Here is a 25,418-nt window from a genome sequence, read left to right on the forward strand (position 1 = left end):
ATAGAATAGTAGACTGAGAGGCTTTACTTGAAAACCTTACGTTGGGGTCACTGCATGATAATTGGATGATATTGAAGTAAATCTACGTAATTTGCTGATATGTGTTGCGCAATTGCCATAAAAAATCGATTTTCTTCACACCTCATCAACGCAGGTATGCCAGCTCCTCGATCAACAAGGTCGTCCGGTTGTTAGGTCAGCGCGGTGCCGCAGCGCGCAGGAGCCTGTCATTGATGGCTTCGCCAAGGCCTGTTGCAGGTATTGGAGCAACGGCAATTCCGACTTGAGTAGCTTTGTCCGCTTGCCTCAAGGCAATGAACAAGTTGCTTGCAGCTTCGCGCAGGTTTCCTTCCGCGCTGAGATTGAAGCGTTGGCTGGCTTTCTCGGCCCCTGCGGGTAGGGCTGTGCCTAGTGTAATCAGGGCCTCGCCTTGATGGACCTCGGTCACATTAAGGCGCACGGAGCTGCAAGGGGCGTAATGAGAGCTCATCATGCCGGGAGCGGCAGGGGCGCTGTCATTGGTACCCGCGCTCACCAATCGGGTGTTTAGAACGGCTTCAATCTCTTCGCGGGCGATGCCGCCGGGCCGAAGCAATGTCGGCTGGTCACCCACCAGAGAAATGATGGTGGATTCAACACCTACCGAAGTTGGGCCGGTATCAATGAGAAAGGCGAGATGCGGTTCCAGGTCATGAGCGACATCATCAGCTGTGGTGCCGCTGATGCGACCAGACAGATTTGCGCTTGGGGCGGCCAATGGTTTGCCGGTGGCTTCCGCTAGTGCTTGCATGAAGGGAGCGTTGGGAACACGAATGGCAATGGTCTCAAGTCCGGCCGTCGCGAGTTGGCTGACGGTTGAGCTCCCGGCTCTTGGTAATACAAGTGTCAACGGTCCGGGCCAAAAGGCGTCGGCAAGTCGTTCTGCATCCGCTGTGAAGATGCCGTGGCGTCTGGCAGCCTCAAGTGACTCCACATGCGATATGAGAGGGTTGAACTGTGGCCTTCCTTTCGCCTCATAGATGCGGGCACAGGCCTGCCCATTAGTCGCATCTGCTGCCAGTCCGTAAACGGTTTCTGTTGGAACTGCGACCAGCTCACCGGCCTCGATTGCCCGACAAACCCGAGCAAATCTCTCGTCTTTTTTGAAGTCCGTATCTTGGGCTGCTAGCTGCCAGCGTTCCATGGGGGTGTCCGTAGTTCGACCAATGTAGGAGTGTTTCTGCCGTAGCGTTAAGCTTGACGCATAGGTCAGGCGTACTAATGTCCGGTGCAACACGATTTATCTGCGGCGTTTTGGGGGGCAAATCGCTTTTCGTCAAGCCGCTGTTCGGGAGGATGACAAAATGTATCGTGCGCCGATCAATGAAATTGCCTTCACACTGAAGGAAGTCGCAGGTTTGAAGCAACTGCAGGGGTTGCCGGGGAATGAAGAACTCTCGGAGGATCTTGTTGACGCAATCCTTTCTGAAGCGGCCAAGTTTGCAGAGGAAGAGATTGCTCCGTTGAACCGAAAGGGAGACTTGCAACCTGCTCAGCTGGTTGATGGTGCGGTTAAGACAACGCCAGGCTGGAAGGAATGCTACACCAACTGGTATCAGGGTGGTTGGAATTCTCTTACCGGGTCACCAGAGTTTGGCGGTCAGGGCTTGCCGAACATGTTGCATGTGGCCGTGATGGAAATGTGGAATTCCGGCAATATGGCTTTCACCCTAGGTCCGACATTGACCATCGGTGCCGTGGAAGCGCTTGAAAAACACGGATCCGAGTATCTTCAGTCGACGTTCCTGCCCAAGCTGGTCTCCGGAGAATGGACGGGCACCATGAACCTGACCGAGCCGCAGGCCGGTTCTGATCTCAGTGCTTTGCGCACACGGGCCGAACCGCAGCCCGATGGCACCTACAAGATTTTTGGTCAGAAGATTTACATCACCTACGGCGATCACGACATGACCGACAACATCGTTCATCTCGTGTTGGCGCGCCTGCCCGATGCACCTGCGGGCACTCGCGGCATTTCACTGTTCGTTGTGCCGAAATATATGGTGAATGCCGATGGCTCCATCGGAGCTCAGAACGACGTGCGCGTTGCTGGGGTCGAGCACAAGCTGGGCATCCATGGGTCGCCGACCTGTACCATGGTGTATGGCGATGAAGGTGGCGCAATCGGCTATCTAGTGGGCGAGGAAAACCGAGGTCTGGCCTGCATGTTCACCATGATGAACAATGCTCGGCTGGCCGTTGGTGTTCAAGGTGTCGGCATTGCCGAGTTGGCCTTCCAGCAGGCGTTGGCTTATGCCTTGGAACGCAAGCAAGGAAAAGCGCCCGGTGCGCAGGACGAGGGCATGAGCGCGATTGCTGCCCACCCGGATGTGAAGCGGATGCTGCTTTCCATGAAATCCAAGGCGCAGGTAGCCCGCGCGATTTGCTATGCCTGTGCTCATGCCTTGGACATGTCCAAGGCGGCACCTGATGAAGCCGGTCGCAAGTTCTGGACGGAGCGGGCTGGACTGCTGACCCCAATTGCCAAGGGATACTCGACTGACATTGGCGTGGATGTGGCGTCGATCGGCATTCAGGTGCATGGCGGTATGGGCTTTGTCGAAGAAACGGGCGCTGCTCAGCACCTGCGTGATGCCCGTATCGCGCCAATTTATGAGGGCACCAACGGCATTCAGGCTCTTGATCTGGTCATGCGCAAGCTGCCGTTGTCAGGTGGCGATCATGTCAAAGCGTTTATTGCTGAGCTGCGTGAGATCGCGGACCAGGTTGCTGCTGAAAACATGCCGGAGATGGGGAGCGCTGGCCGCAAATTGCGCGCGGCAGTAAACGATCTCGAGGAAGCAACTCTTTGGTTGTTGGAGGCTCAGGGCAATGGTCAGATTGCCGAAGCTCAGGCCGGGGCAACTCCTTACATGAAACTTGCCGGCCTGACGCTTGGCGGTGCCTTGCTTGCCAAGGGGGCGCTTGCTTCCAAGGCAGAAGATGAACTGACCCGCAAACGCCGGGTCCAGGTGGCGCGTGCCTTCGCCGAAACCGAGCTTGGTGAAACGGCGGGCTTGAAAGAAACAGTAACCGAGTCCAGTCAGGGCATCTTGTCCGTCGACATTGCCGAGTTTGCCTGAGCCGGGAGGGGCTTTCATGATTGAAGTCAAGATGGAAGGGGCGGTTCAGGTTATTCGGCTGAACCGCCCAGACAAGAAAAACGCCATCACCACGGAAATGTACAAGGACATTACCGAGGCTCTGAGCCGGGATGATGAGGCAATTGGGTGTAACCTGTTACTGGGTGTACCGGGCACGTTCTCCGCAGGCAATGACATTGGCGACTTCATGAAGTTCGCCATGGGCGGAGAGGTTGGCGGTTGGGTGGCCGAGTTTTTGAAGGTGCTTCCCAACCTCCCCAAGCCGACCATCGCCGGTGTGGATGGCCTCTCGGTCGGGGTTGGTGCGACCATGCTCATGCATTGCGACATGGTGGTAGCCTCCACTCAGGCAACATTTCAAACGCCCTTCGTCAATCTTGGGCTGGTACCGGAGGCGGGCTCCAGCATGTTGGCACCCATGATGATGGGGCGGGCACGGGCTTTTGAATTGCTGTGCCTGGGTGAGACATTCTCAGCTGAACGTGCAAGGGAAGCCGGGCTGGTCAACAAGGTTGTCGCTCCAGAAGAGTTGGAAGAGGAGGCGCTGGATTTGGCAACACGCATCGCCCGTATGCCATCTGAAGCGCTACACCTCTCCCGGACCCTGTTGCGGGGAGATCGCGGCCCGCTGGAAGAGCGCATCGCAGAAGAAATCCATCTGTTTGGTGAACGTCTCCGTTCCGACGAGGCCAAGCAGGCCTTTATCGCCTTCATGCAGAAAACCGGCTGACGACCCAAGGCACAAGACGCAATAGCCGAAACAAAAAGGGGAGGGCAGATCATGTCCCTTGCAGGGAAGACACTATTTATCACGGGCGCTTCACGCGGCATTGGGCTTGAAATTGGTTTGCGCGCCGCAAGAGATGGGGCGAATGTCGCAATAGCCGCCAAGACGGCCGACCCGCATCCCAGATTGGAAGGCACTATTTATACCGCTGCGGAGGCTATCGAAAAGGCAGGCGGCAAGGCGCTTCCTCTGGTGGTTGATGTGCGCGACGACGAGTCCGTGGCGCAAGCCATGGCCAAAACCGCAGAGACTTTTGGTGGGATCGATATTCTGGTCAACAACGCCAGCGCCATCAATCTGACGCCAGTTGAGGCCATCGACATGAAGCGCTTCGATCTCATGCATCAGATCAATACGCGCGGCACCTTGTTATGTTCCAAGCTGGCCATTCCCTATTTGAAGAACGCGCAGAACCCCCACATCCTGATGTTGTCGCCCCCGCTCGACATGCAGGAAAAGTGGTTCAAGAACCATACGGCCTACTCAATTGCCAAATACGGCATGAGCCTGGTGGTTCTGGGCCTGGCAGGTGAGTTGCGGCCCAAGGGAATCGCCGTCAATGCATTGTGGCCGCGCACCTCCATTGCGACGGCTGCGGTCAACAATCTGCTCGGGGGTGAGCAGATGATGCAGGCAAGTCGTAAGCCTGCCATTGTTGCAGATGCTGCCTACGAGATCTTCAATCGCCCCTCAAGGGAGTGCTCAGGCAACTTCTTTATTGATGACACGTTGCTGGCCGAAGCCGGTGTGACAGACTTCGATCAGTATCGGGTCAATCCGGAGGTTGACCTGTTCCAGGATTTCTTTGTCCCGGATGACAGCCCGGCGCCAGCTTCATTGAAAGCCGTTGGCAAAGGCTGAATACAAAAAGCCGGCTCGAAGCGAGCCGGCTTTTTGTCGGACCGTGAACTTGATGGGCAGGCGGTTAGTCGAACTCCGTCCCGCGCGCCTTGTAGGGGGCGACTTCCTTCCAGGCCCGCATCAAGGTGTTCAATTCGTCATCTTGACGCTCCGGCATTTTGATGCGCAGCGTTATGTACAAGTCACCACGCCCGCCTTCTTTTTTTGGCAGCCCCTTCTCGCGCAAGCGCATCACCTTGCCGCCATCCGCATATTCCGGAATGGTCAGGTTCACGGCACCGTCCAGTGTCGGAACCTTGATTTTGCTGCCAAGGACTGCTTCATAAAGGGCAATGGGAAGATCCATCCGCAGGTCATCGCCGTCCACGGTGAACAGCGGATGGCTCTGGAAGCGAATTTCCACCAGGGCGTCTCCAGCTTGCCCGCCAGGTTCACTGGCAAAGCCGAGACCCTTGAGACGGATCTTGTCCCCTTCGCGCGTGCCGGGCGGAATCTTCACCTCAACGGTTTTCTTGTTGGGTAACTTAACGCGCGTCTTGCCGGTTTTTACCAGTTCTTCGAGTGAAACACGCGTTACGATGCTGGCGTCTGCGCCGGGTTTGCTGCGCCGGGTCTGAGATTGGGATGCACCGGAAAAGTCACCGGCACCGGCCCCACCGCTCCATGCGCTGCGCCGGCGTCCGCCACCAAAACCGCCAAGGATGTCATTCAGGATGTCGTCAAAGCCGCCACCACCGCCGCGTGCTTCTTCAAAACGGAAACCGCGGGCACGTGGATCTGCGGACTCGTTGTAGCCATGGAAGCCTTCAAAGCCGCCGCTGTAGAAGCGCTGCTTGCCTTCGGCGTCAATCTCGCCTCGGTCATACTGGGCGCGTTTTTCCGCATCACCAAGGAGTTCGTAGGCCAGGTTTATTTCAGAGAACTTTTCCTGCGCCTTTGGATTATCCTTGTTCTGGTCCGGATGATACTTTTTGGCCAGCTTGCGGAATGCGCTTTTGATGTCGGCGGCACTGGCGTTTTTGTCTAGGCCGAGAACGGAATAGGGATCTCTCATATTATTCCATTAGAACACAGGGTTATTGGGTGCGCTATTGGAAGCGCCCCGAGGATTGCTGCAGGGTATTAGAGTACTAGTAGATGTAGGAAGCAATGCTTAGTTTCTCCAGAGGCCCGACGTCGCAAGGCAGTTAAGTCTTTCGCATGAAAGGCCGTCCTGCAAATTTGGCCCAAGAGCTATCACAATGTATCAGCCTTGTCCCCCGCTGGAGAACGGAGCCAGACGCACAATCTCCAGATTGTTCGTTCCATCAGGGCAGGTTCGTCCGTGATAAGCACGCACGCCGCCCACGGTATTGGCGCTGGTGATGAAATCTGCACACCCGTCCATGCCGGCATCATCAATCTGAAAAATGGATGTGATGGTGCCACTGTTGCCACTTTCGGGATTCGCCCACGGCAGTGGGCCATTTGCGTAGATGCCGCCACTCTTGTCCTGAAGGGCATAGGCGATTGTCCGGCTGATCAGATCGCGGTCACTCACCTCGATGCTGGCTTCATCTGTGGTTGCATCGGATTCGAGGCTTTCGGTCAGGTCTTTCGGCTCTTGGTATTCAGAGTTTCCAACCGAAAAAGACATTTGTGTGCAACCAGATACGACCCCGAGCATCAACAGGCACAGGCTGAACTGGCAAAGACGGCGCGCTGTGTTATAAGGTGACTCAGGCACTTGCATAGGACCCTTGGCCCTTTCTACAACGATAATCAGGTTAAATCCGTATTCACTGCACACTGCCCATAGTTGCGACACAACAACGGCGAGACCACAACGATGAGCGATGTAAACGAAAATCTCGAAAACATATTTACAAAAGGTTACCTTGACGAAGCAGACGCCCCCTACAAGCTGTTCGCAGAATGGCTGAAAGAGGCGGAAAAGAGCGAAGTCAACGACCCCAATGCCATGTCGGTTGCTACTGTCGACAAGGACGGCATGCCGAACGTGCGCATGGTCCTGTTGAAGGGAATCGATGACGAAGGCTTTGTCTTCTACACCAACTTTGAAAGCGCAAAGGGGCATGAGCTTCTCGAGCACCCGAAGGCAGCACTATGCTTCCATTGGAAGAGTCTGAGACGTCAGGTTCGAGTGCGCGGCAACGTCGTGCGTGTGTCCGAGGAAGAAGCGGATGCGTACTACAAGACCCGTCCACGTGGCAGCCGAATTGGCGCTTGGGCGTCGAAGCAATCGCGCCCGCTGGAAAGCCGCTTTGCACTGGAAAAGGAAGTGGCGCGCTACGCGGCAAAATATGCCATTGGCGACATCCCGCGGCCGGAACAGTGGTCCGGTTTCCGCATTGAGCCGGTGGAAATTGAGTTCTGGCACGACAGATCGTTCCGTCTTCACGATCGTTTCGTCTTCCGCCGTGCCTCGCTGAATGATGCGTGGGAAAAAGAGCGTCTTTATCCCTGATCCAAGAAAAAGGAGGCTGGCCCGCATTGTGGGGCGGCCTCCTGAACACTCAGATCAATCTGTCGGCAGGGGATACTCGAAGCTACGATCCTTGTAGGATGTATCTGGCTTCTTCTCCTTTGAGCAACAGCAGCTGCAGCTGGCTGCGTTGATGGCGTTGATGCCAACTGGCTTGTAATAAGCGTCCAGGTTGACTTCTTGAGGCTTCTTCTCAGCGAGTGCTTGGTGACTGTCCATTCTATCTGTCCCTTCGGGACTTTGCTGCGCGTGTAACGCCAAAAAACAGAGTGATGGTTGGCTACACAATTTCGTTTAATGGGCTCAGCCTGTAGGAATGCTTCCCAAATCAGGCATGAGTATGATGGACCGATTTGTATTAATAAAACACCGCGTGCTAATGCGGTGGTTATTGCTCGGTATATCTGGCCAAGTTATTCGAAACCAAACGACATTTGCTGCCTGATTTTAAAGTATGCAAGGAAATACAAGGCCTTAGAGCGTTCTGTGAAATATGAAAGCCGGCCCGTCTTGCCCTCGGATATGACTTAAGAAGTTTTACTAGTGGCAAAATAACGCGCTGTGTTGCATCACAAACACACGTGTATGACGGGAAAAAACTCCGATAAATTGCGTAGTGCCATCCACAAGTGTCAAGCCTCCGTTATCTTTAGCCGCTACACCACGCAAACCTCACACAAAAACATCAATTGCTTCAACGAAGGAAGCCCATTGTGACCATTAAAGCCGTTCTCTTTGACCGCGACGGAACACTGATTGATCTTGATAAGACTTGGGCACCGGCCTTCGTTTACATTCTTGAGCAACTGGCGCAAGGCGACCAGACGCTCGCGACCGAGTTGGGACGAGAGGCTGGATTCGACTATGCGACGGCAACGTTCCATCCCGATAGCTCTATCCGTGTGAACACGCCTGAGGTTTATTCGAGGCCATGGCTGGAACGCTTGGGACGTGTCGGTGACACGACGGTTCTGAAGGATATCGACCGGTGGTTGGGTGAAAAGGCGCTTGCCGCTGTTGCGCCGTTTGATGACACGCACCTCGTGCTTGAACACCTTCATGAACAGGGGCTGCCGATTGGTTTGGCGACCAATGGCACAGAAGTGTCTGCACAAAGGCAACTTGAAGCCCTGAACGTGAAACACCTGTTCACGTTCATCAGCGGTTACGATAGCGGTTTCGGCAGTAAGCCGGAGCCCGGCCAGTTGTTGGCTTTCGCCGAGCACTGTGGTTTGGCGCCCCATGAGGTGGCGATGGTGGGCGACAGCTTGCACGATCTTCATGCGGCAGAACGAGCTGGCATGCTACGTATCGGTATAACCACTGGTACCATGGGGTATGATGTTCTGGCACCGCACTCTGATGTGGTTTTGTCCGGCCTATCCGGTCTCATGGAAGTACTTGGGCTCAAGCCACTGGCAAAGACCGCCTGAGCACGTGGAGTATCTGGTGGTAACCCCCAAAACCTGCGCCTAATTAGTAAGTGTTGGTGACTAGACAGGTGGCCGGTTCGCTTGGCAAACTCGACCTCCACTAAAGGTAGGACTACCACATTGGGGGGAACCATGCTGGGTCTGATGCAGGACTGGCCGCTGCTTTGTACGAAGCTTCTTGATCATGCGGCACTGAATTATCCAAACCGTGAACTGGTGACACGCGCTGTTGAGGGAGATATCACTCGAATAAACTATGCGCAGCTGCGTCTGCGCTCCCTGCAGCTTGCCAAACGGTTGGAACAGGACGGCGTGAAGTTGGGAGATCGCGTCGCTACTCTGGCCTGGAACACCAGTCGCCATATCGAAGCTTGGTATGGTTTGATGGGGATTGGTGCTGTCTATCACACGGTGAACCCGCGGCTCTTTCCTGACCAGATTGCTTGGATCATCAATCATGCTGAAGACCGCATGATTTTTGTAGACCTCACCTTTGTGCCGATAGTCGAAGCCATCTGGCCTAAACTGGAGACTGTCGAGAAGGTCATTGTTCTGACCGATGACGCACACCTGCCGGAAACGGATCTGCCTGCTGTCGCTTATGAAACATATCTCGGTGAAGCGGACAGCGACTTCAAGTGGCAAGAGTTTGATGAAAACACAGCTGCGGGCCTTTGTTACACGTCAGGCACAACCGGCAATCCGAAAGGTGTCCTTTACTCGCATCGCTCCAATGTCTTGCATGCCATGGTAGCCAGTGTGCCTGACATGATGGGCATCGGAAGTCGGGACAAGATCATGCCTGTCGTTCCAATGTTCCATGCAAACGGCTGGGCGCTCCCCTTTATTGCTGCCCTGACCGGCGCCGGCATGGTCATGCCAGGTTCACGCATGGACGGGGAAGCGATTTGGGAACTGCTGGACGGCGAGAAGGTCACATTCACTGCGGCTGTGCCTACTGTCTGGTTGATGCTGCTTCAGTATCTGGAGCAAACCGGCAAGGAACTACCTTATCTGGAGCGTGTCGTGATTGGCGGGGCAGCATGTCCACGGTCCATCATGGAAGCTTTCGAAAAGAAGTATGATGTGCATGTCATGCATGCGTGGGGCATGACGGAGCTGAGCCCACTTGGAACCATCTGTTCCATCAAGCCCGAACTGACACATCTTGAAGGCGACGCCCGGCTGGATCTTCAGGAAAAGCAGGGCCATGCCCCGTTCGGCGTGGAAATGAAGGTAACCGACGATGAGGGCAAGACCCTGCCATGGGACGGCAAGACCTTCGGCAAGTTGATGGTTCGTGGGCCTTCCATTTCCAAATCGTATTTCAAGGGCGATGGCGGTAACCCGTTGGACGAGGATGGATACTTCGATACGGGCGATGTCGCTCACATTGATCCCCATGGCTATATGCAAATCACGGATCGCTCCAAGGACGTGATCAAATCTGGAGGGGAGTGGATCTCCTCGATTGATCTTGAGAATCTGGCAGTTGGTCACCCTCAAGTAGCTGAAGCGGCTGTGATTGGTGTGCACCATCCCAAGTGGGATGAGCGGCCTCTACTGGTGATTGTCCCCAAACAGGGAGAAGAAATCGCCAAAGACAGCATTTTTTCATTTATGGAAGGTAAGATCGCCAAATGGTGGATGCCGGACGACATCGTCTTTGTAGATGAACTGCCGCATACTGCTACGGGTAAGATCAAGAAGACTGCACTGCGGGATCAGTTCAGACAGTACGAACTCCCGACGGTGTAGTATCGATTTTCAGGGCAAGAGCCGGATGGGCTGGCTCTTGCCGGAAAACGGGAGACAGAGTTGGTGATCGTCAGCCGCCTGCCACTGCGACATTCGAAATCAGCATGGCGAAGTCGTCAGTTGGGTGCTGTATCCATACCCACCCTGGTGGTGGCAGTTCTGGCGCACCGGATGGATTTGATTACTGCCAACACGTTGGTCGTTGCCATGGCTGTTGGCAGTGCAGTTGCATTGCTGGCCATTCTTTTGGCCGGTTACGCGATTGTTGATCTGTGGCGTGAGGGCGGTAAGGGATTTTCAAATGCCTTCATGGGAATGATCTACGCTGCGATTGCCCTTATACCTCTGAGCTTGGTTGTCATCGGCTCGCAGCAACACCCTCCCATCAACGACATTTCCACTGACATGGTCACGCCACCAGCGCTGACTGTCGGGGCGACAGCGTCGGAGCGGTTCTCACCTGAGCACCAGGACCTGCAAAAGGCAGGGTATCCTGACATTGTGCCGCGTCGCTTTCGCATCGCGCCCCATGAGCTTCATCAGGCCTCCCTTTTGGCGGTGCAGAGACTGGGCTGGGAGCTCGTGACGAGCCAGCCGCCCGATCTGGCAGATGAACCGTCCTACCTCTTGGCCGAGGTCACGACCCCCGTTTTGGCGTTCAAGGATGATCTGGCGGTTCGCATTCAGCCGGATCGTGTCGGGGCTTTGATGGATGTGAGATCCGCTTCACGGGTCGGAAGCCAGGATCTTGGCGCCAATGCACGTCATATCAGGGATTTTTTCGAGCAATTGGATAGTGTCTTGCTGGAAACCTATGGTGTCACAACGCCCAGTTTCGAAGTGGAAGGGCCGATTTCCGATAGCAATCCACTTCCAGAATGGCAGGGCGACAAGAATTTGCTTAATGACGCGCCGACTTCCGAGTTGTTCCCCGTGCCAGACCTCAAGCCTAGTTTGAACTGAAAAAAGGCCGCGGATTTGCGGCCTTTTCGCTTGTGTCGCTGCATCTGCACCCTTGTCAGGAAAAGCTCGTCTGTTGGCTGCGCAGGTCAGCAAACTCTTGTTCAAGACGGGCGATTGCATTTTCGACAACTGACTTTGGACAGGCCAGATTGAACCGCAGGAACAGTTCGCCGCCCTTTCCGAATGCAGCGCCATGGTTCGTGGCAATGCCTGCGTTTTTTTCCATGCGCTCCACCAGTGTCTTGAAAGGGAGGTCCACCTCGGACATATCAACCCATGACAGATAGGTGCTTGGCATGCGCATGACACGTGCACCGGGCAGCGCGGCTTCCAGTCCCTCGGCTAACAGTGCCTCATTGTGCTTCAGATACGCCAACAGCGCTTCAAGCCAAACCTCGCCATGGTTGTAAGCCGCCGTGGTGGCCAATATGCCGAGCCGGTTGGGGCCCAGCCCGCACGCGGAAACCTGCGCCACGTAACGCCGGCGGATGTCTGCATTGGAAATGATTGCAGCTGCGGTCATGAATCCGGCGAGGTTGAAGGTCTTGGAGGCGGCAGCAAAGGTAATTGTGTTGGCGGCGATTTCTTCAGAAAGTGTGGCCGTTGCAACATGACGGTGACCATCGAACACCAGATCATGGTGCACTTCATCCGAGACAATCAGAATGCCGCGCTCCACGCAAAAGGTGCAGAGGCGGCGAAGTTCGTCCGCGGTCCACACGCGCCCGCCTGGGTTGTGCGGTGAACACAAAAGCATGACCTTGGTACGCTCATCAACCAGATCGGCGAGGCCGTCAAAGTCAATCTGATAGACGCCATCACGCTGGACCAGTTCGCTCTCGATCAGTCGCCTGTTGTTGGCAGCAATCGCTCGGCCAAAGGCATGGTACACCGGCGAGAATACCAAAACGCCATCCCCTGGTTCAGAAAACGCTTGTATGGCAAGGGAATAGCCTGGAACCACGCCGGGAACGGTGGTGATCCAGCTTGGCTCCACCTTAAAGTCATGACGGCGTTCCATCCACGAAACGATGGATGCCTTGTAATCGGTGTCGTCACCAAAATACCCGTTGATGCCATGCTTGGCATTGGCAAGCAGCATGTCGTTGACGGCTTCGGGGGGACGGAAGTCCATATCTGCAACCCACATAGGGATGCCGGTGTCCGGTGAGACGCCATAGCGGGCTTCCATCGAGTCCCATTTCAGGGAATTGGTATTGCGTCGGTCTATGATCTGGTCGAAATCAATTGTCATGGATATCATCGCGTTAGGTCTCAAGGAGACGCAACGCTAAAAGCTGGCGCTCGGTTTTCCAAGCCCTTTCCGACAAGGGCAGGTGCCCGAAGCGTCAAATGGCCTTGAGAATTTACGCAGTCAGACGGTAGCTCGCCTCAAGAGACACCGGCCCGCTTGTGGCCACAACACCGCGCGAACTCAGGTCTTCCAGGTGCGCCAGCACGTTCAGTGCAGCCGCGCCGTGCAGCTTTTTGTCCACATCTGCGTAAATGTTTGCCACCATCTGCGGGATGTGGGTATCGCCGGCACGCAGTCGCCCGATCACAGCCGTTTCCCGGCTTTGACGATGGGCTTTCAGACCTTCCAGATACCTGTGGGCATCGCGCAGTTCTCCCCCATGCGCCGGAAAGTAATGCCCCTCGGCCCGTTCCAGCAGCCGATCAATGGAAGCCATGTAGTGCCCCATGGATCCGTCGGGCGGAGCTACCACACTGGTCGACCATGCCATCACGTGATCTGCAGGAAACAGCAGGCCTTGCTCAGGGAGCGCAAAGCTGAGATGGTTGATTGTGTGGCCCGGCGTGGCAACCACCTCGATCAAGAGCCCGTCAATCTCCAACTGATCGCTATCCAACAGCTCCTGATCCGGTTCATACGCATGATCAGCGCTGGCTTCCATCGGATTTTCCGGCATATCGCGGAAAGCCTCGGCGCGGGAATGAGGGGCACAGCCATAGATCGGTGCCTGTGTTTCCGCCTGTAGCCTGCGGGATAACGGTGAATGATCAATATGGGTGTGGCTGATCAGGATCGCACTGACCTTGCGATCGCCGATGGCGTCCATAATGGTAGCCAGATGTCGGTTATCCTCCGGCCCCGGGTCGAGAACGGCGACCTCCTCCTCCCCAATCAGAAATGTATTGGTGCCATGAAAGGTGAGGGGACTTGGATTTTGGCAGGTGATCCGCTGAATCTTGGGTGCGACCGTAACCGCGCTGCCATAACGTGGGTCAAAATCGCGATTGAAACGCAGCTGAGCCATGCGAGTTCTCCAGAAAAACTGACGCCTTGTAACAGCGGCAAACACATGCGCGCAACTAGTCGTTGGTTTGCGTTAGTTGCGTATTTTCTGCGTTCGTGAACGCACCGAGCCGCAAAATCATACCGCGCTGCGAAACTCCAGAGCGCAGATCGAAAGAGCAGTCGGTCGCACTCTGCTTTCGACAGGGCTTTGGTCGCCAGGCGAAGCTGACGCCATGCGGTGGGTTTGAAACGACCAACCACCGCGAAAAGTTATCCCCGTGCTTTGAAGGGCTGTCATTGTGAGATCACCAACGCCAATCAGGAGGTGCGTGTGTTGAGATTACCTGTCCCTTCGTTGAGGTCGGATCTGTGCAAGGTCCATGAACCAAGGTGCATCGCCGCCCGAAGGCTGCAACACTGCTGAGGAGTTTTGCTGGCTATGCATTTCCTCCAGATTTTGTTTATATATCTGATCACAAGCAGCGCCAATCGGCACTTCTTGGGCCCGCGCCATTATTATCCATGAAAATTCGGTGGCTAACGCCGAGTGTGGGCCGCAACCGGGAGAAATCAGGGTCAAAAGAGCTGAGAATATCTTGCGTCACGTCGCGAGATTGTCATGCAGGCTCTGCTAAGATTCGAAAATTGCTCCGTGGGTTGTTGTGGTCAGCCTGCGCCTGAGGGAATGAAAAGAACAATTGGTCGTAAATGTCCGAAGAGTATTCAGAGTCTCCTAAAATCGCCAGTGAACCACTCGGCATTCGCTTGAACCGACAAACCGTCTATCGCAAGACGATTGATGTGCGTTGGGTTCTAATGGCGCTTGCCGCCGTGCTTGGCTTGTTCAAGCTTGCCTACGGTGTGCCGTTATGGGCGGCTGTCTCGGGATTTGCTCTGATCTTCATTCTGATTATCGGCGGCGGGATGAAAAGCCGGACGGTTGTCAAACCGCCCAGTGGCATGTCGCGGCGCGCTGCAGAAGAGATCGTGGACCGAGGCATGAAGTCTGCGGTGAATGCACTGCCGAATCCATGCTTCGTTGTGGATGACCGTGGTACAACCCGCTATGTGAACCTAGCCGCACAAAAGCGGTTCGGCATGATCGCTGTTGGTGACCCCTTGTCCTTCCGGATTCGTGCGCCGTCCCTTCTGGAGGCACTGGACCGAGTGAGTGAAGGTGGGCCCTCAGAAATCATCGAGTGGTCTGAAAAGGTTCCCATGGAACTGTGGCTGGAGGCTCATATTGCCCCGCTTTGGGCGGTTTCCGGCAAGCGGCCAGAAGGGGCCGACCGCACACGACCGGGCCTTATTCTGGTTGTTATTCGTGATCTGACAGAAACCCGGCGGCTCGAACGCATGCGTGCGGACTTCGTCGCCAATGCGAGCCACGAACTGCGCACGCCTTTGTCTTCTCTCACCGGCTTCATTGAAACACTGCAAGGCCCAGCGAAGGATGATGCAAGGGCACGCGACCGTTTCCTTGGCATCATGCTGGATCAGGCTGAGCGGATGCGCCGTCTTATCGATGATTTGTTGTCGCTGTCGCGAATTGAGCTGAAGGTGCATGTGCAGCCAGAAACAATTCTGGACCTGCGGGATATCATTCGTCACTCCGCGGACGCGCTTGCTCCCGTGGCGCGCGAGCAAAAAGCCACAGTAAACGTTGACCTGCCAAATGAGCCGGTAGAAGTGCGCGGGGAACGAGATGAACTCGTTCAGGTGGTCGACAATCTGGTAGAGAATGCCCTGAAGTACGGTGGCAGCGGTGAGCGGGTTGACGTTTCCATGGTAAAGGACAGCCACTATCAGGAAACGCCGCATTGGGTCTTGTCGGTGCGCGACTACGGTCCGGGAATCGAGCCAGAGCATCTGCCCAGATTGACGGAGCGTTTCTACCGCGCTGACACCGAAACGAGCCGCCAGATGAAGGGGACAGGGCTAGGCCTGGCTATCGTCAAACACATCTTGACCCGGCACCGCGCCCGTCTGGAAATTGAGAGTGAGCCGGGGCAGGGTGCGTGCTTCAAAGTGTTAATTCCAGCGGCACAAAAACACCTAACCGATTTGTAGGAGGAGAAATACGGCTTTAATTTCAATGACATGAAATGTCATTAAACTGAAATGAAACCTTCATATAAACATCACCCGTGACGAGTAGGTTACCGATGACTCGCAGGGATGGCCGCGGGTTTTTTATTCAGTTTACAACCTAGACTCCCAAGGAGACTTAAGGTGAAAATTAAAGCATTCGCAGGCGTTGCAGCGCTCGCTCTTGCTGGAACCATTGCAGCAGGTTCCGCACAGGCTCGTGATCAGATCCAGATCGTTGGTTCGTCGACCGTATTTCCGTTCGCTACAGCTGTTGCTGAGCAGTTCGGCCAGAAGACCGACTACAAAACTCCGGTTGTTGAATCCACGGGTTCCGGTGGCGGCATCAAGCTGTTCTGTGAAGGCGTCGGTGAAAATACCCCTGACATTACCAATGCTTCTCGTCGCATGAAGGAGAAGGAACTGGTGACCTGTCAGGAAGCTGGTGTAACACCGGTTGAAGTCACCATCGGTTTCGACGGCATCGTCATGGCGAACTCCGTACAGGGCCCAGACATGGATCTGACCCTCGACCAGATCTTCCTGGCGCTGGCCAAGCAGGTACCGGTTGACGGCAAGCTCGTCGCGAACCCATACCAGAACTGGTCCGACATTGATCCGTCTCTGCCAGCAGAGAAGATCGAAGTTCTCGGCCCACCACCAACATCCGGTACTCGTGACGCGTTTGAAGAACTGGCTATGGAAGCTGGTTGTGAAGCCGTACCGGGCGCAGCAGAAGCTGGCCTTGAAGGCGACATCTGCACCGAAATCCGCGAAGACGGCGCTTACGTTGAAGCTGGCGAAAACGACAACCTGATCGTTCAGAAGCTGGCTGCCAACCCGGCTGCTTTCGGCATCTTCGGTTTCTCCTTCCTCGATCAGAACGCTGACAAGGTTAAGGGTGCCGACATTGCCGGTATCGCGCCAACTTTCGACGCTATCGCTGATGGTTCCTACCCAGTGTCTCGTTCCTTGTACTTCTACATCAAGAAAGAGCACGTTGGTGTGATCCCAGGTATCGAAGAGTACCTGGCTGAGTTCACCAATGAAGACACCTGGGATGACATGGGTTACCTCACCGACAAGGGTCTGATCCCGCTGGCAGCTGACAAGCGTGAAGCAGTTGCTTCTTCCGCTAAGGAAATGACCCCGCTGCAGTTCTAATCAGCCTTAATGATAAGACCGGCCCGGATTTTTTCGGGCCGGTTCTGTTTAGCAAGTGATCCGGCTAAATATGTGTACCGACCTCCTGTCAAAGGGCCAGATTTAAATGTTCTGGACTTATTTTCTAATTCTCATCGCGACTTTTGTTCTGGCGACCTTCTATGGCCGATCGCGCGCTTTGCAAGTCTCGAATGCTCAAGCTGTCAAGCTTCATTCCCGCCCTGGATACCATGGCGGATTTCTTGCAATTGTCACGGTGATCCCGGCCCTGCTGTTATTGCTTGCTTGGGTTATCGTCGCCCCGAACATCCTCAATAATATTGTCATTAGCGAGAGCGCCGACTATCTGTCCGGTCTCAGTAAACCAGAGGTGGAAGCATTCTTGCGCGATGCGCGCGCTATTGCCTTTGGGGGGATCGTGGGCTTTACGGATGCGGGCAAGGAGCACGCCGCAGAGCTTTTTGCCAGCCTCAGTCGGACGAGCAACATTCTTATCGGCGTTGCGCTGGCTGCGCTTGTTGCAGCCGGGTTTGTTTTCGGCTCCCGCGCTATCGTCCCTTCCATGCGTGCCCGCCATTTCGTGGAACGCTCGGTCATGGTGGCCCTGATTGTTTGTTCTGCGGTCGCCATTTTTACGACGGTCGGTATCGTGTTGTCTCTCATCTTTGAGAGCCTGCGCTTTTTCCAACAGGTGCCTGTACTGGACTTCGTGTTCGGAACCCACTGGAGCCCACAGAGTGCTTTCATTGGGGCCGGTGCGGAACAGACGGGAACAAACCCCGAAGTGTTCGGTGCGATCCCACTTCTCGTGGGCACCATGTTGATCACCTTCATCGCAATCATGGTGGCAGCGCCGATTGGGTTGCTTTCCGCTATCTACCTTTCCGACTATGCCACCAAGACGGTTCGATCCGTCGCCAAGCCGGTGCTTGAAATTCTGGCGGGTATCCCAACGGTGGTTTACGGCTTTTTCGCCGCGCTGGTTGTGGCTCCGTTCATTCGGGGGTGGGGCGAAAGCATCGGGCTCTCGGTGTCCTCTGAATCCGCACTGGCTGCCGGTGTCGTCATGGGCATCATGATCATTCCATTTGTGTCGTCACTTTCCGACGATGTGATCAATGCTGTGCCTCAGTCCTTGCGTGATGGGTCCGCCGGTTTGGGCGCGACCAAGTCTGAAACCATCCGCCGGGTGGTTCTGCCCGCAGCCTTGCCGGGCATTGTATCGGCACTGATCCTCGCCATTTCCCGCGCCATTGGTGAAACGATGATCGTGGTAATGGCAGCCGGACTTGCCGCCAACATGACCATCAACCCGTTGGAAGCAGTAACCACCGTAACCGTGCAGATCGTGACGCTACTGGTGGGTGACCAGGAATTTGATAGTGCCAAAACGCTGGCTGCGTTTGCACTGGGCCTGCTTTTGTTCTGCATCACGCTGGCACTGAACGTGTTCGCCCTGCGTGTCGTCAAGAAGTACAGGGAACAGTATGACTAGTATTGCTCAACAGCCTGCGGGTGGCGCAGTACCGGTGGGGATCCACACCACGGATGCAGCGCGCAAGCGTTTGAAGGCCCGCTATGCCACCGAAACCCGCTTTAAGGCGTACGGTCTTGGGGCGATCCTGCTCGCGGCTCTGTTTCTGGTGCTGTTGCTGACCAGCATCATCAGTCAGGGTATCCCGGCCTTTTATTACAACTATCTTTCGCTGCCGCTGAACCTCACCCAGGAAAACGTGGATCCCGATAATCCGGGATCAGCCAGCTACAACTCCATCATTCGCGAGGCACTGTCCGAAACCGTGCCGTTCGCGACCAGTCGTAATGACCGCCGTACCCTTTACGGGCTGGTGTCGTCCGGGGCAAACATCACATTGCGTGATCAGGTCCTGGAAGACCCCTCCCTGCTAGGCAAGACCGATAGTGTGCAGGTGCCGCTGTCCGACTTTGCGGACCTCTACGTGAAAGGTCTGGTCACGAAAATCGAAACGTTGAAGACCAGTGGCGCGGCTACTGTGTCCGCAACGGAAGGCACGATTACTGTTTCTTCCGACAGCAATGATTTCGATTTCATTCGCGCACAGCTCAAGACCTACCTGGAAGCTGAACTCGCCAAGGTGCAGCGGGACCTGTCGCTGCGCGGAAGCTCCGAAGACAGCCTGAATGCCCGCATTGACGGTCTGCAAAACGAGATCGAAACCGCCGATCCGTTGGTACGCCAGCGCCTTGAAAGCGAACTGTCGGCAACGCAGGACATGATGGGCCGTTTGCAGACCGCAATCGGTGCCATTGAAACGGAACTGGCTGGCCTTCAGGAACGTCTTGATACGCTGGAACAACGACAGGTGCTCAGTCGTGAGTTGCCGTCCTTCCTGTTGAACATCAACGGTGGTACGGCCAAGGTTACGGCAATCGATGCGACGTCCGTGGAAGCTGAAGTGCTGGTGCCATTGGGTGCAGCAGGCACTGTGGCTGCCGGTGAGTGGACCATCGATGAGGTGGAAACACCGGAGGCGCTGCGCAAGTTCAACGACACGGAAATTGCCTATACCGACTACCTGTTGGATCAAGGCATCATTTCCACCAGCGTGAATTCGATCTTCTTCACTTCCGGGGCCAGCCGTGAGCCGGAAATGGCCGGTATCTGGGGTGCCGTGGTCGGGTCGTTCTGGACCATGCTGGTAACGCTGGCCTTGTCCTTCCCCATCGGGGTGGCTGCCGCGATCTATCTGGAAGAGTTCGCTCCCAAGAACCGTTGGACGCATCTGATCGAGGTAAACATCAACAACCTCGCTGCCGTGCCGTCCATCGTGTTCGGTCTGCTGGGTCTGGCCATGTTCCTCAACGTGTTCGGATTGCCACGTTCGGCGCCGGTCGTAGGGGGTATGGTGCTGGCGCTGATGACGTTGCCTACCATCATCATCGCCTCCCGTGCGGCATTGAAAGCCGTGCCGCCCTCAATTCGTGAAGCGGCACTGGGTGTGGGCGCGTCCCGCTTGCAGGCGGTGTTCCACCATGTGTTGCCACTGGCATTGCCAGGGATTTTCACCGGCACCATCATCGGCATGGCGCAGGCATTGGGTGAAACCGCACCTCTGCTCATGATCGGCATGGTGGCCTTCATTGTGGATGTGCCGGCAAGCCCGGTCGATCCGTCCACGGTGCTGCCGGTACAGATCTTCATGTGGGCCGACTTCCCGGAACCGGCGTTCCAGCAGAAGACGTCTGCCGCCATCATGGTGCTGCTCGGGTTCCTGATTTCAATGAATGCAATCGCAATTGTTCTGCGTAAGCGCTTTGAGCGCCGCTGGTAATAAGAAAGGCTGAAGCTATGGCTATGGAAATGACTGCCGGCACGGTTCAAACCCAGAATATGACGGGTGCTCTACCGCTTGCGGAAGATGGCGTGCCAATCAAGATGCAGGCCCAGAAGGTGAATGTTCACTACGGCGAGAAACAGGCGCTTTATGGTGTCGATCTCGATGTGCGCAAGAATAACGTCACGGCGTTGATCGGCCCGTCCGGGTGCGGTAAGTCCACGTTTTTGCGTTGCCTGAACCGCATGAACGACACCATCGACATTTGCCGGGTGGGGGGCAACATCCTGCTCGACAACGAAGACATTTATGATCAGCGGATTGACGTGGTGGAGTTGCGGGCCCGGGTCGGCATGGTGTTCCAGAAACCGAACCCGTTCCCGAAATCCATCTTCGAGAACGTCGCCTACGGTCCGCGCATCCATGGCCTGGCCCAGTCCAAGGCCGAGCTGGATGAGATCGTGGCGACCAGCCTGCAAAAGGCCGGTCTGTTTGAAGAAGTGAAGGATCGTCTGGACGAACCCGGCACCGGCTTGTCCGGTGGGCAGCAGCAGCGCTTGTGCATTGCGCGCGCCATTGCGGTGTCTCCGGAAGTGATCCTCATGGATGAACCGTGTTCGGCACTCGACCCCATCGCCACGGCGAAGGTGGAGGAGCTGATTGATGAACTGCGGGAGAACTACACGATCGTGATCGTGACCCACTCCATGCAGCAGGCCGCTCGTGTGTCCCAGCGCACCGCGTTTTTCCATCTCGGGTATCTGGTTGAAGAAGGCAAAACCAATGACATCTTCACAAACCCGAAAGATCAACGCACGCAGGATTACATTACCGGTCGTTTCGGCTAGCATTACGGGTTCATACGCGACATTAGATAGGTAAACAAAATGAGCGACCATATCGTTTCCTCTTTCAATGAGGACCTGAAGGATCTGGCCAGTCGCATTGTCGAAATGGGAGGTCTGGCCGAGACATTGGTCAGCGATGCTGTGCAGGCTTTGCTTCGCAAGGATTCCGGACTGGCGGAACGCACCATTGAGGCCGATCGCCGTCTGGACGAAATGCAGACCCAGCTGGAGGAGCGCTGCATTCTGGTGATTGCCCGTCGTCAGCCGGTTGCTCGCGACCTGCGCGAAATCTTTGCTGCGCTGCGCATCTCAAATGATCTGGAACGCGTTGGCGACATGGCCAAGAACATTTCCAAGCGCGCTCAGGCCATCGAAGGCAATTTCAATTCCAAACAGCTGGCACTTGGTGTGGAGCATATGGCTGAACTGGCCATGGAACAGCTCAAGGCCGTTCTGGATGCCTACACGACGGGCGATCTGGAGGCTGTCGAGCAGGTACATGCCCGCGACAAGCAGATCGACGCCCTGTACACCTCGCTGTTCCGCCAGCTGTTGACCTACATGATGGAAGATCCGCGCAACATCACCATGTGCGCGCATCTGCTGTTCTGCGCAAAGAACATAGAGCGTATCGGCGATCACGCGACCAACATTGCGGAGAACATTTACTACATGGTCTCAGGGGACCATCTGCCGATTGATCGTCCCAAGAAGGACGAAACCGACGTAGACCTTCCCTGACCCCGTGTTCACTGTGAAAGAGACTGACTGGAATGCCTGAAATTCTGATCGTGGAAGATGAAGAACCACTAAGCCTTCTTCTGCGTTACAACTTGGAAGCTGAAGGGTATAAAGTTGACGTTTGCGACCGTGGGGATGAAGCGGAGCTGAGGCTGCAAGAAAGTCAACCGGACCTGTTGCTGCTTGACTGGATGTTGCCGGGCCTGTCCGGCATTGAGCTGTGCCGCCGCCTTCGCGCCCGCCCGGAAACGGAACGCATGCCGATCATCATGCTTACCGCACGCGGTGAGGAGTCTGAACGGGTGCGCGGTCTCGCAACCGGTGCCGACGACTATGTGGTCAAACCGTTTTCCATTCCGGAACTGATGGCACGGGTTCGTGCCATCTTGCGACGGACCAAGCCGGAAAGTGTCTCCACACTGTTGAGAGCAGGGGACATCGAACTGGACCGGGAAACGCACCGCGTTCACCGCACTGGCAAGGAAATCCATCTGGGCCCGACCGAGTTCCGGCTTCTGGAATTCCTGATGTCGTCGCCGGGCCGCGTATATTCCCGCGAACAGCTGCTTGACGGAGTTTGGGGGCACGATGTGTACGTGGATGAGCGCACCGTCGATGTTCACGTGGGCCGCCTGCGCAAAGCCATCAACAAGGGCCGAATGAAGGACCCAATCCGTACCGTCCGCGGTGCCGGGTATGCCTTCAACGACCAGTTTCTGGTCAGTTGAGTGCAGCCAGCTCCTGTGGGCGGGCTTTGCTGGCTGAACCCGCAGAGAAACGCGAGCGCGAAGTTACTGACGAAAACCCCGCCACATCGTGGCGGGGTTTTGCGTTCGATGGATCTCTTATGGCCGTTGCAAGCATGGCGGATTGCTTCACCCGCCAGTTCAAACTCGTGCCGAATGCCATGCGCCTAATGTCGCTGCATCCCGGCCTCTGTCTTTGTCGTCAGGCGACGTTTTTCCAGATACGACCGGGTTGCCTGCAACAAGATGGCAAGGCCAATAATGATCACGCCGACAATCTTGTTTGTCGTTATCTCCTCGCCAAAAACAAACCGCCCAAGAAGAATGCCGAACACCGGGGTAAGGATGAAGAAACCGCTTGCCGTGTTCGCCGGTAGCTTTTCCAGTATCTTGAACCAGATGAGGGTTCCAACAATGCTGCCGATCACGGCGAGAAACCCGATATAGGGTGCCGCATGCCATATACCTGGCAGCGTGGGAAGCGGTTCGCTCACCACGGCCAATCCGCTGACCAAGAGACCGGAACTCAGGAACTGCAGGGCACAAATGGGCAGCAGGGTTGTTGGGTTGATAAGCGGTTTCACAATCACGTTGCCACAGGCCAACATCAAGACTGAGGCAAACAGGATGGCGGACGGGAGAATGAAGTCTGGCTCAATTGCCAGAAAATCGCTGCCGGACATCAAGGTGACCGCTACCCCTGTCATGCTGAGGATGAACGAAACCACGGTGATGGCCCGAACCTGTTCATGCAGTATGAAAAAGGCAAAGGGAACGGTCGCAAGTGGCAGCGAGGACACCACGATATTGACCAGAGAGGTCGGCAGATGGAGTAGCGACCAATAGCTTGCAGTCAGGTAACCAGCCTGGGATAAAAGCCCCGCCAGCAGGACGCGCCGCATTTGAGAGCGGTTCAGTCCGCGAAAGAAGGCGTAGAGGCGCGGGTGGATCAAGACGCTCAACAAGATGCCCGCCAGCAGCAGCCGCCCGGAGGCAAGGCTCGCCGGCCCCAAATCCGCAAGAGCGGCCTTGGTGGCCACAAAAGACAGGCTCCAGATGGCTGCAAACAGAACGCCCAAGAGTACAATGGTAACTTGGGCGTGTCCGGAGTGAAGGAGGCGCGTGCTCATGCCGCGCTTCGCTCAAGAGTTTGTTTTTTCTTGTCCACCCTTGCAAGAAACCGGTCGGTCTGAATGACGTGACGCCCGTGACGGCCTTCGGCAATGACTTCCAACTCGTCCCGCGCAACGACCTCCCAGAAAACATTGTTGCTGTTTCTAATTTCGACGCAGCGCGCCGTAACGGTTACTTTCATGCCGGGAGGCGTGGGCGCGCAGTGGCTTGTGCTTATGAAGGTCCCCAGGCTTCCCTCTCCCTCATCGAGATGGGGATGGAGGGCCTCAATGCAGCACCACTCCAACAAGCCAACCATGAAGCCCGTGGCAAACACCTCGGGCATCTTCCGATACTCTTCGGACTCTGGGTACAAGTTGGGAACGGTCTTGTTCGCATCAACGACGTACTCAAAAGTAAACTCATCTCCGATCTTGAGTGTGTCACGCATTATGCTGCCCCTCTTTGCAACGTGTTGTCCTGAACTTGGTGATGTTTGGGTGAAAAGATGTCGTCCATGATGCGCTTTTTCTGCACATCACCGGTGCCCGACGGCGGGCGTGTCATCATCGCGTCAAGGCTGAGCTGCGCGATTTCAAACTCTTGCAGTCCTGCTCTGGCGCCAAATACCTCCGAGGCACTGGTCGCTGATCTGCACGCATACTCACCACTCAAATATTTGGCCAGGGAGAGGGGGCGATAAGCGTTATCGCCAATACTCATCTTGTGAGCTGCCTCATAGGCCACATGTCGACTTTGCTCATACTGGGTGTAAATCTCGAACAGTTTTGACCGGACATCCGGCAGGTCCGAGATGGGCTTGCCATAGAGTTGACGTTCCATGGCGAAGGTGTAGGCCAGATCAAGGATCCGATGGTGGATCCCAAGAGCGAGGCCGGTGAGGCTGGGACGGCCATGGTGACCAATGACATAGTATGCCATGCGCAAGCCATCACCCAAGGTCCCCAGAATGTTTTCCTCGGGAACGAACACATTGTTCAACTTGAGTTTTCCTAGCGGGAAGGATTTCAAGCCCGTTTGATTGTGTGGCTCGGAGTTATCGATACCCGACTGATTGCCATCAACAATGAAACCGCTGATCTGGCGCTCATCTTTCGCCCTTGCATAGACGACGTGCAGATTGGAAATGCCACAATTGCCGATGAACCACTTTTCTCCGTTGAGGATCACCCCACCTTTCCTGTGCTCATAGGTGGTTGACATCCCAAGTACGTGAGATCCTGAGTGTTCCTCGGTGATGGCGATCGTACATATGCGCTCACCGCTCGCCAGCGATGGGAGCCAAGCGCGTTTTTGGGCTTCCGAACCGAACTCGATGATGCTGCCGGTGCCAAGCTGGGCAATTTGAAGTATGGCCCCCAAATCCGGGCATTCGCGAGCCAGGTACTCAACGTTCATGACGCGGTGAAGGCAATCAAGACCAAGGCCCCCGTACTGTTTCTCGATGAGCATTCCAAGCCAACCGGTTGACTTCAAGCTGTCCAGGAGCTGTGAAGGCATTTTCGCCGCTGTTCTGACCTGCGCGCTATGAGGGCGGACAACGCGCTCACAAAAATCAATGGTTTGTTCTTTCAGTGGCTCGCAACGGTTGCTGACAGATAAGTCCTGAAGTGGAGCGTACTTTATATTGGTCAACATGGGTGATCCTGTAACTATAAGGTTGCGCTGGACGTTTCCGTGCGGCTCATCAGTT

Annotated in this window: 22 protein-coding genes and 2 pseudogenes; 15 read left to right on the forward strand and 9 right to left on the reverse strand. The window is 55.6% G+C overall.

From position 1 onward, the window contains the following. Positions 1 to 196: 196 nt before the first annotated feature. Positions 197 to 1,183: an L-threonylcarbamoyladenylate synthase gene (locus tag G512_RS0116135; RefSeq protein WP_028482614.1), complete on the reverse strand. Its 987-nt coding sequence runs from the start codon at positions 1,181 to 1,183 to the stop codon at positions 197 to 199. A 160-nt stretch (positions 1,184 to 1,343) separates the two neighbouring features. Here G512_RS0116135 and G512_RS0116140 point away from each other — a divergent pair, with 160 nt between their 5' ends. Genes G512_RS0116140 through G512_RS0116150 form a run of 3 tightly spaced genes read left to right on the forward strand, consistent with a single transcriptional unit; the run spans position 1,344 to position 4,791 of the window. Continuing rightward, a complete protein-coding gene (locus tag G512_RS0116140) occupies positions 1,344 to 3,122 on the forward strand; it encodes an acyl-CoA dehydrogenase (RefSeq protein ID WP_028482615.1) in 1,779 nt (592 codons plus the stop codon). Between the two features lie 16 nt (positions 3,123 to 3,138). Then, the gene (locus tag G512_RS0116145) at positions 3,139 to 3,873 is read left to right on the forward strand and encodes a crotonase/enoyl-CoA hydratase family protein (RefSeq protein ID WP_028482616.1); all 735 of its coding nucleotides are present in this window, start codon (positions 3,139 to 3,141) and stop codon (positions 3,871 to 3,873) included. A 51-nt stretch (positions 3,874 to 3,924) separates the two neighbouring features. Next, on the forward strand, positions 3,925 to 4,791 hold the full coding sequence (locus G512_RS0116150) for an SDR family oxidoreductase (RefSeq protein ID WP_028482617.1): 867 nt from the start codon (positions 3,925 to 3,927) through the stop codon (positions 4,789 to 4,791). A gap of 64 nt (positions 4,792 to 4,855) precedes the next feature. On the opposite strand, the gene G512_RS0116155 is transcribed toward G512_RS0116150, so the two are convergent. Beyond that, entirely contained in the window at positions 4,856 to 5,845 is a 990-nt protein-coding gene (locus G512_RS0116155; protein WP_028482618.1) for a DnaJ C-terminal domain-containing protein, read from the reverse strand. Between the two features lie 192 nt (positions 5,846 to 6,037). Beyond that, on the reverse strand, positions 6,038 to 6,427 hold the full coding sequence (locus G512_RS0116160; protein ID WP_051269470.1) for an RT0821/Lpp0805 family surface protein: 390 nt from the start codon (positions 6,425 to 6,427) through the stop codon (positions 6,038 to 6,040). Between the two features lie 192 nt (positions 6,428 to 6,619). Between G512_RS0116160 and pdxH the strand changes: the two genes are divergently transcribed. Then, complete coding sequence (gene pdxH / locus G512_RS0116165) at positions 6,620 to 7,258, forward strand: pyridoxamine 5'-phosphate oxidase (RefSeq protein ID WP_051269472.1); 639 nt, start codon at positions 6,620 to 6,622, stop codon at positions 7,256 to 7,258. A 54-nt stretch (positions 7,259 to 7,312) separates the two neighbouring features. Here the strand turns inward: pdxH and G512_RS0116170 are convergent, their stop codons facing one another. Beyond that, complete coding sequence (locus G512_RS0116170; RefSeq protein WP_028482621.1) at positions 7,313 to 7,495, reverse strand: hypothetical protein; 183 nt, start codon at positions 7,493 to 7,495, stop codon at positions 7,313 to 7,315. 494 nt (positions 7,496 to 7,989) lie between these two features. Between G512_RS0116170 and G512_RS0116175 the strand changes: the two genes are divergently transcribed. The 3 genes from G512_RS0116175 (at position 7,990) to G512_RS21475 (ending at position 11,430) form a co-directional block, all read left to right on the forward strand. Next, positions 7,990 to 8,709, forward strand: a complete 720-nt coding sequence (locus tag G512_RS0116175) for an HAD family hydrolase (RefSeq protein WP_028482622.1) — start codon at positions 7,990 to 7,992, stop codon at positions 8,707 to 8,709. A 132-nt stretch (positions 8,710 to 8,841) separates the two neighbouring features. Continuing rightward, entirely contained in the window at positions 8,842 to 10,467 is a 1,626-nt protein-coding gene (locus tag G512_RS0116180) for a long-chain-fatty-acid--CoA ligase (RefSeq protein ID WP_028482623.1), read from the forward strand. 63 nt (positions 10,468 to 10,530) lie between these two features. Continuing rightward, on the forward strand, positions 10,531 to 11,430 hold the full coding sequence (locus G512_RS21475) for a DUF1499 domain-containing protein (RefSeq protein WP_228130526.1): 900 nt from the start codon (positions 10,531 to 10,533) through the stop codon (positions 11,428 to 11,430). Between the two features lie 55 nt (positions 11,431 to 11,485). Here the strand turns inward: G512_RS21475 and G512_RS0116190 are convergent, their stop codons facing one another. Next, a complete protein-coding gene (locus G512_RS0116190; protein ID WP_028482624.1) occupies positions 11,486 to 12,685 on the reverse strand; it encodes a MalY/PatB family protein in 1,200 nt (399 codons plus the stop codon). A 112-nt stretch (positions 12,686 to 12,797) separates the two neighbouring features. Next, positions 12,798 to 13,709 carry an MBL fold metallo-hydrolase gene (locus G512_RS0116195; protein WP_028482625.1) on the reverse strand — a complete coding sequence of 304 codons (912 nt, stop codon included), beginning with the start codon at positions 13,707 to 13,709 and terminating at the stop codon, positions 12,798 to 12,800. Between the two features lie 689 nt (positions 13,710 to 14,398). On the opposite strand from G512_RS0116195, the gene G512_RS0116200 reads away from it, so the two are divergent. From G512_RS0116200 to phoB, 8 genes and pseudogenes are all read left to right on the forward strand, one after another. Further along, positions 14,399 to 15,760 (forward strand): ATP-binding protein, encoded by a 1,362-nt coding sequence (locus G512_RS0116200; RefSeq protein ID WP_028482626.1) that lies wholly within the window; start codon positions 14,399 to 14,401, stop codon positions 15,758 to 15,760. A gap of 162 nt (positions 15,761 to 15,922) precedes the next feature. Next, the gene (locus tag G512_RS0116205) at positions 15,923 to 16,942 is read left to right on the forward strand and encodes a substrate-binding domain-containing protein (protein ID WP_028482627.1); all 1,020 of its coding nucleotides are present in this window, start codon (positions 15,923 to 15,925) and stop codon (positions 16,940 to 16,942) included. Positions 16,943 to 17,048: 106 nt separating this feature from the next. Further along, the gene (gene pstC / locus G512_RS0116210; protein WP_028482628.1) at positions 17,049 to 18,437 is read left to right on the forward strand and encodes a phosphate ABC transporter permease subunit PstC; all 1,389 of its coding nucleotides are present in this window, start codon (positions 17,049 to 17,051) and stop codon (positions 18,435 to 18,437) included. Further along, a pseudogene (locus G512_RS23095) lies at positions 18,430 to 18,906 on the forward strand (DUF3333 domain-containing protein); the annotation flags it as partial. The gene pstC and the pseudogene G512_RS23095, both read left to right, overlap by 8 nt. Positions 18,907 to 19,533: 627 nt before the next feature. Next, positions 19,534 to 20,253 (forward strand): annotated as a pseudogene (gene pstA / locus G512_RS23100) (phosphate ABC transporter permease PstA); the annotation flags it as partial. A 59-nt stretch (positions 20,254 to 20,312) separates the two neighbouring features. Further along, positions 20,313 to 21,104, forward strand: a complete 792-nt coding sequence (pstB, locus tag G512_RS0116220) for a phosphate ABC transporter ATP-binding protein PstB (protein WP_102868508.1) — start codon at positions 20,313 to 20,315, stop codon at positions 21,102 to 21,104. Positions 21,105 to 21,143: 39 nt separating this feature from the next. Beyond that, positions 21,144 to 21,845, forward strand: coding sequence for a phosphate signaling complex protein PhoU (gene phoU, locus G512_RS0116225; RefSeq protein WP_028482631.1), 702 nt, complete (start codon positions 21,144 to 21,146; stop codon positions 21,843 to 21,845). 32 nt (positions 21,846 to 21,877) lie between these two features. After that, the gene (gene phoB, locus G512_RS0116230) at positions 21,878 to 22,573 is read left to right on the forward strand and encodes a phosphate regulon transcriptional regulator PhoB (protein WP_028482632.1); all 696 of its coding nucleotides are present in this window, start codon (positions 21,878 to 21,880) and stop codon (positions 22,571 to 22,573) included. Between the two features lie 185 nt (positions 22,574 to 22,758). Here phoB and G512_RS0116235 read toward each other — a convergent pair whose 3' ends face one another. Genes G512_RS0116235 through G512_RS0116245 form a run of 3 tightly spaced genes read right to left on the reverse strand, consistent with a single transcriptional unit; the run spans position 22,759 to position 25,363 of the window. Further along, positions 22,759 to 23,721, reverse strand: a complete 963-nt coding sequence (locus G512_RS0116235) for a DMT family transporter (protein WP_028482633.1) — start codon at positions 23,719 to 23,721, stop codon at positions 22,759 to 22,761. After that, a complete protein-coding gene (locus tag G512_RS0116240; protein WP_028482634.1) occupies positions 23,718 to 24,155 on the reverse strand; it encodes a thioesterase family protein in 438 nt (145 codons plus the stop codon). Before G512_RS0116240 ends, G512_RS0116235 begins: the two co-directional genes overlap by 4 nt. Beyond that, positions 24,155 to 25,363, reverse strand: coding sequence for an acyl-CoA dehydrogenase family protein (locus tag G512_RS0116245; protein WP_028482635.1), 1,209 nt, complete (start codon positions 25,361 to 25,363; stop codon positions 24,155 to 24,157). The genes G512_RS0116240 and G512_RS0116245 overlap by 1 nt, the downstream gene beginning before the upstream one ends. Positions 25,364 to 25,418: the final 55 nt, after the last annotated feature.

The sequence above is a fragment of the Pseudovibrio exalbescens DSM 16456 genome (assembly GCF_000422785.1).
Lineage (GTDB): Bacteria > Pseudomonadota > Alphaproteobacteria > Rhizobiales > Stappiaceae > Pseudovibrio > Pseudovibrio exalbescens.

Bases quoted from the DNA above. Each gene is read 5' to 3' on its own strand.
- G512_RS0116200 (WP_028482626.1), top strand. From the start codon at position 14,399: ATGTCCGAAGAGTATTCAGAGTCTCCTAAAATCGCCAGTGAACCACTC.
- G512_RS0116240 (WP_028482634.1), bottom strand. From the start codon at position 24,155: ATGCGTGACACACTCAAGATCGGAGATGAGTTTACTTTTGAGTACGTC.
- phoB (WP_028482632.1), top strand. From the start codon at position 21,878: ATGCCTGAAATTCTGATCGTGGAAGATGAAGAACCACTAAGCCTTCTT.
- pstC (WP_028482628.1), top strand. From the start codon at position 17,049: ATGTTCTGGACTTATTTTCTAATTCTCATCGCGACTTTTGTTCTGGCG.
- G512_RS0116150 (WP_028482617.1), top strand. From the start codon at position 3,925: ATGTCCCTTGCAGGGAAGACACTATTTATCACGGGCGCTTCACGCGGC.
- pstB (WP_102868508.1), top strand. From the start codon at position 20,313: ATGACGGGTGCTCTACCGCTTGCGGAAGATGGCGTGCCAATCAAGATG.
- G512_RS0116245 (WP_028482635.1), bottom strand. From the start codon at position 25,363: ATGTTGACCAATATAAAGTACGCTCCACTTCAGGACTTATCTGTCAGC.
- G512_RS0116235 (WP_028482633.1), bottom strand. From the start codon at position 23,721: ATGAGCACGCGCCTCCTTCACTCCGGACACGCCCAAGTTACCATTGTA.
- G512_RS0116195 (WP_028482625.1), bottom strand. From the start codon at position 13,709: ATGGCTCAGCTGCGTTTCAATCGCGATTTTGACCCACGTTATGGCAGC.
- pdxH (WP_051269472.1), top strand. From the start codon at position 6,620: ATGAGCGATGTAAACGAAAATCTCGAAAACATATTTACAAAAGGTTAC.
- G512_RS0116140 (WP_028482615.1), top strand. From the start codon at position 1,344: ATGTATCGTGCGCCGATCAATGAAATTGCCTTCACACTGAAGGAAGTC.
- G512_RS0116145 (WP_028482616.1), top strand. From the start codon at position 3,139: ATGATTGAAGTCAAGATGGAAGGGGCGGTTCAGGTTATTCGGCTGAAC.
- G512_RS0116180 (WP_028482623.1), top strand. From the start codon at position 8,842: ATGCTGGGTCTGATGCAGGACTGGCCGCTGCTTTGTACGAAGCTTCTT.
- G512_RS0116155 (WP_028482618.1), bottom strand. From the start codon at position 5,845: ATGAGAGATCCCTATTCCGTTCTCGGCCTAGACAAAAACGCCAGTGCC.
- G512_RS0116160 (WP_051269470.1), bottom strand. From the start codon at position 6,427: ATGTCTTTTTCGGTTGGAAACTCTGAATACCAAGAGCCGAAAGACCTG.
- phoU (WP_028482631.1), top strand. From the start codon at position 21,144: ATGAGCGACCATATCGTTTCCTCTTTCAATGAGGACCTGAAGGATCTG.
- G512_RS0116190 (WP_028482624.1), bottom strand. From the start codon at position 12,685: ATGACAATTGATTTCGACCAGATCATAGACCGACGCAATACCAATTCC.
- G512_RS0116135 (WP_028482614.1), bottom strand. From the start codon at position 1,183: ATGGAACGCTGGCAGCTAGCAGCCCAAGATACGGACTTCAAAAAAGAC.
- G512_RS0116170 (WP_028482621.1), bottom strand. From the start codon at position 7,495: ATGGACAGTCACCAAGCACTCGCTGAGAAGAAGCCTCAAGAAGTCAAC.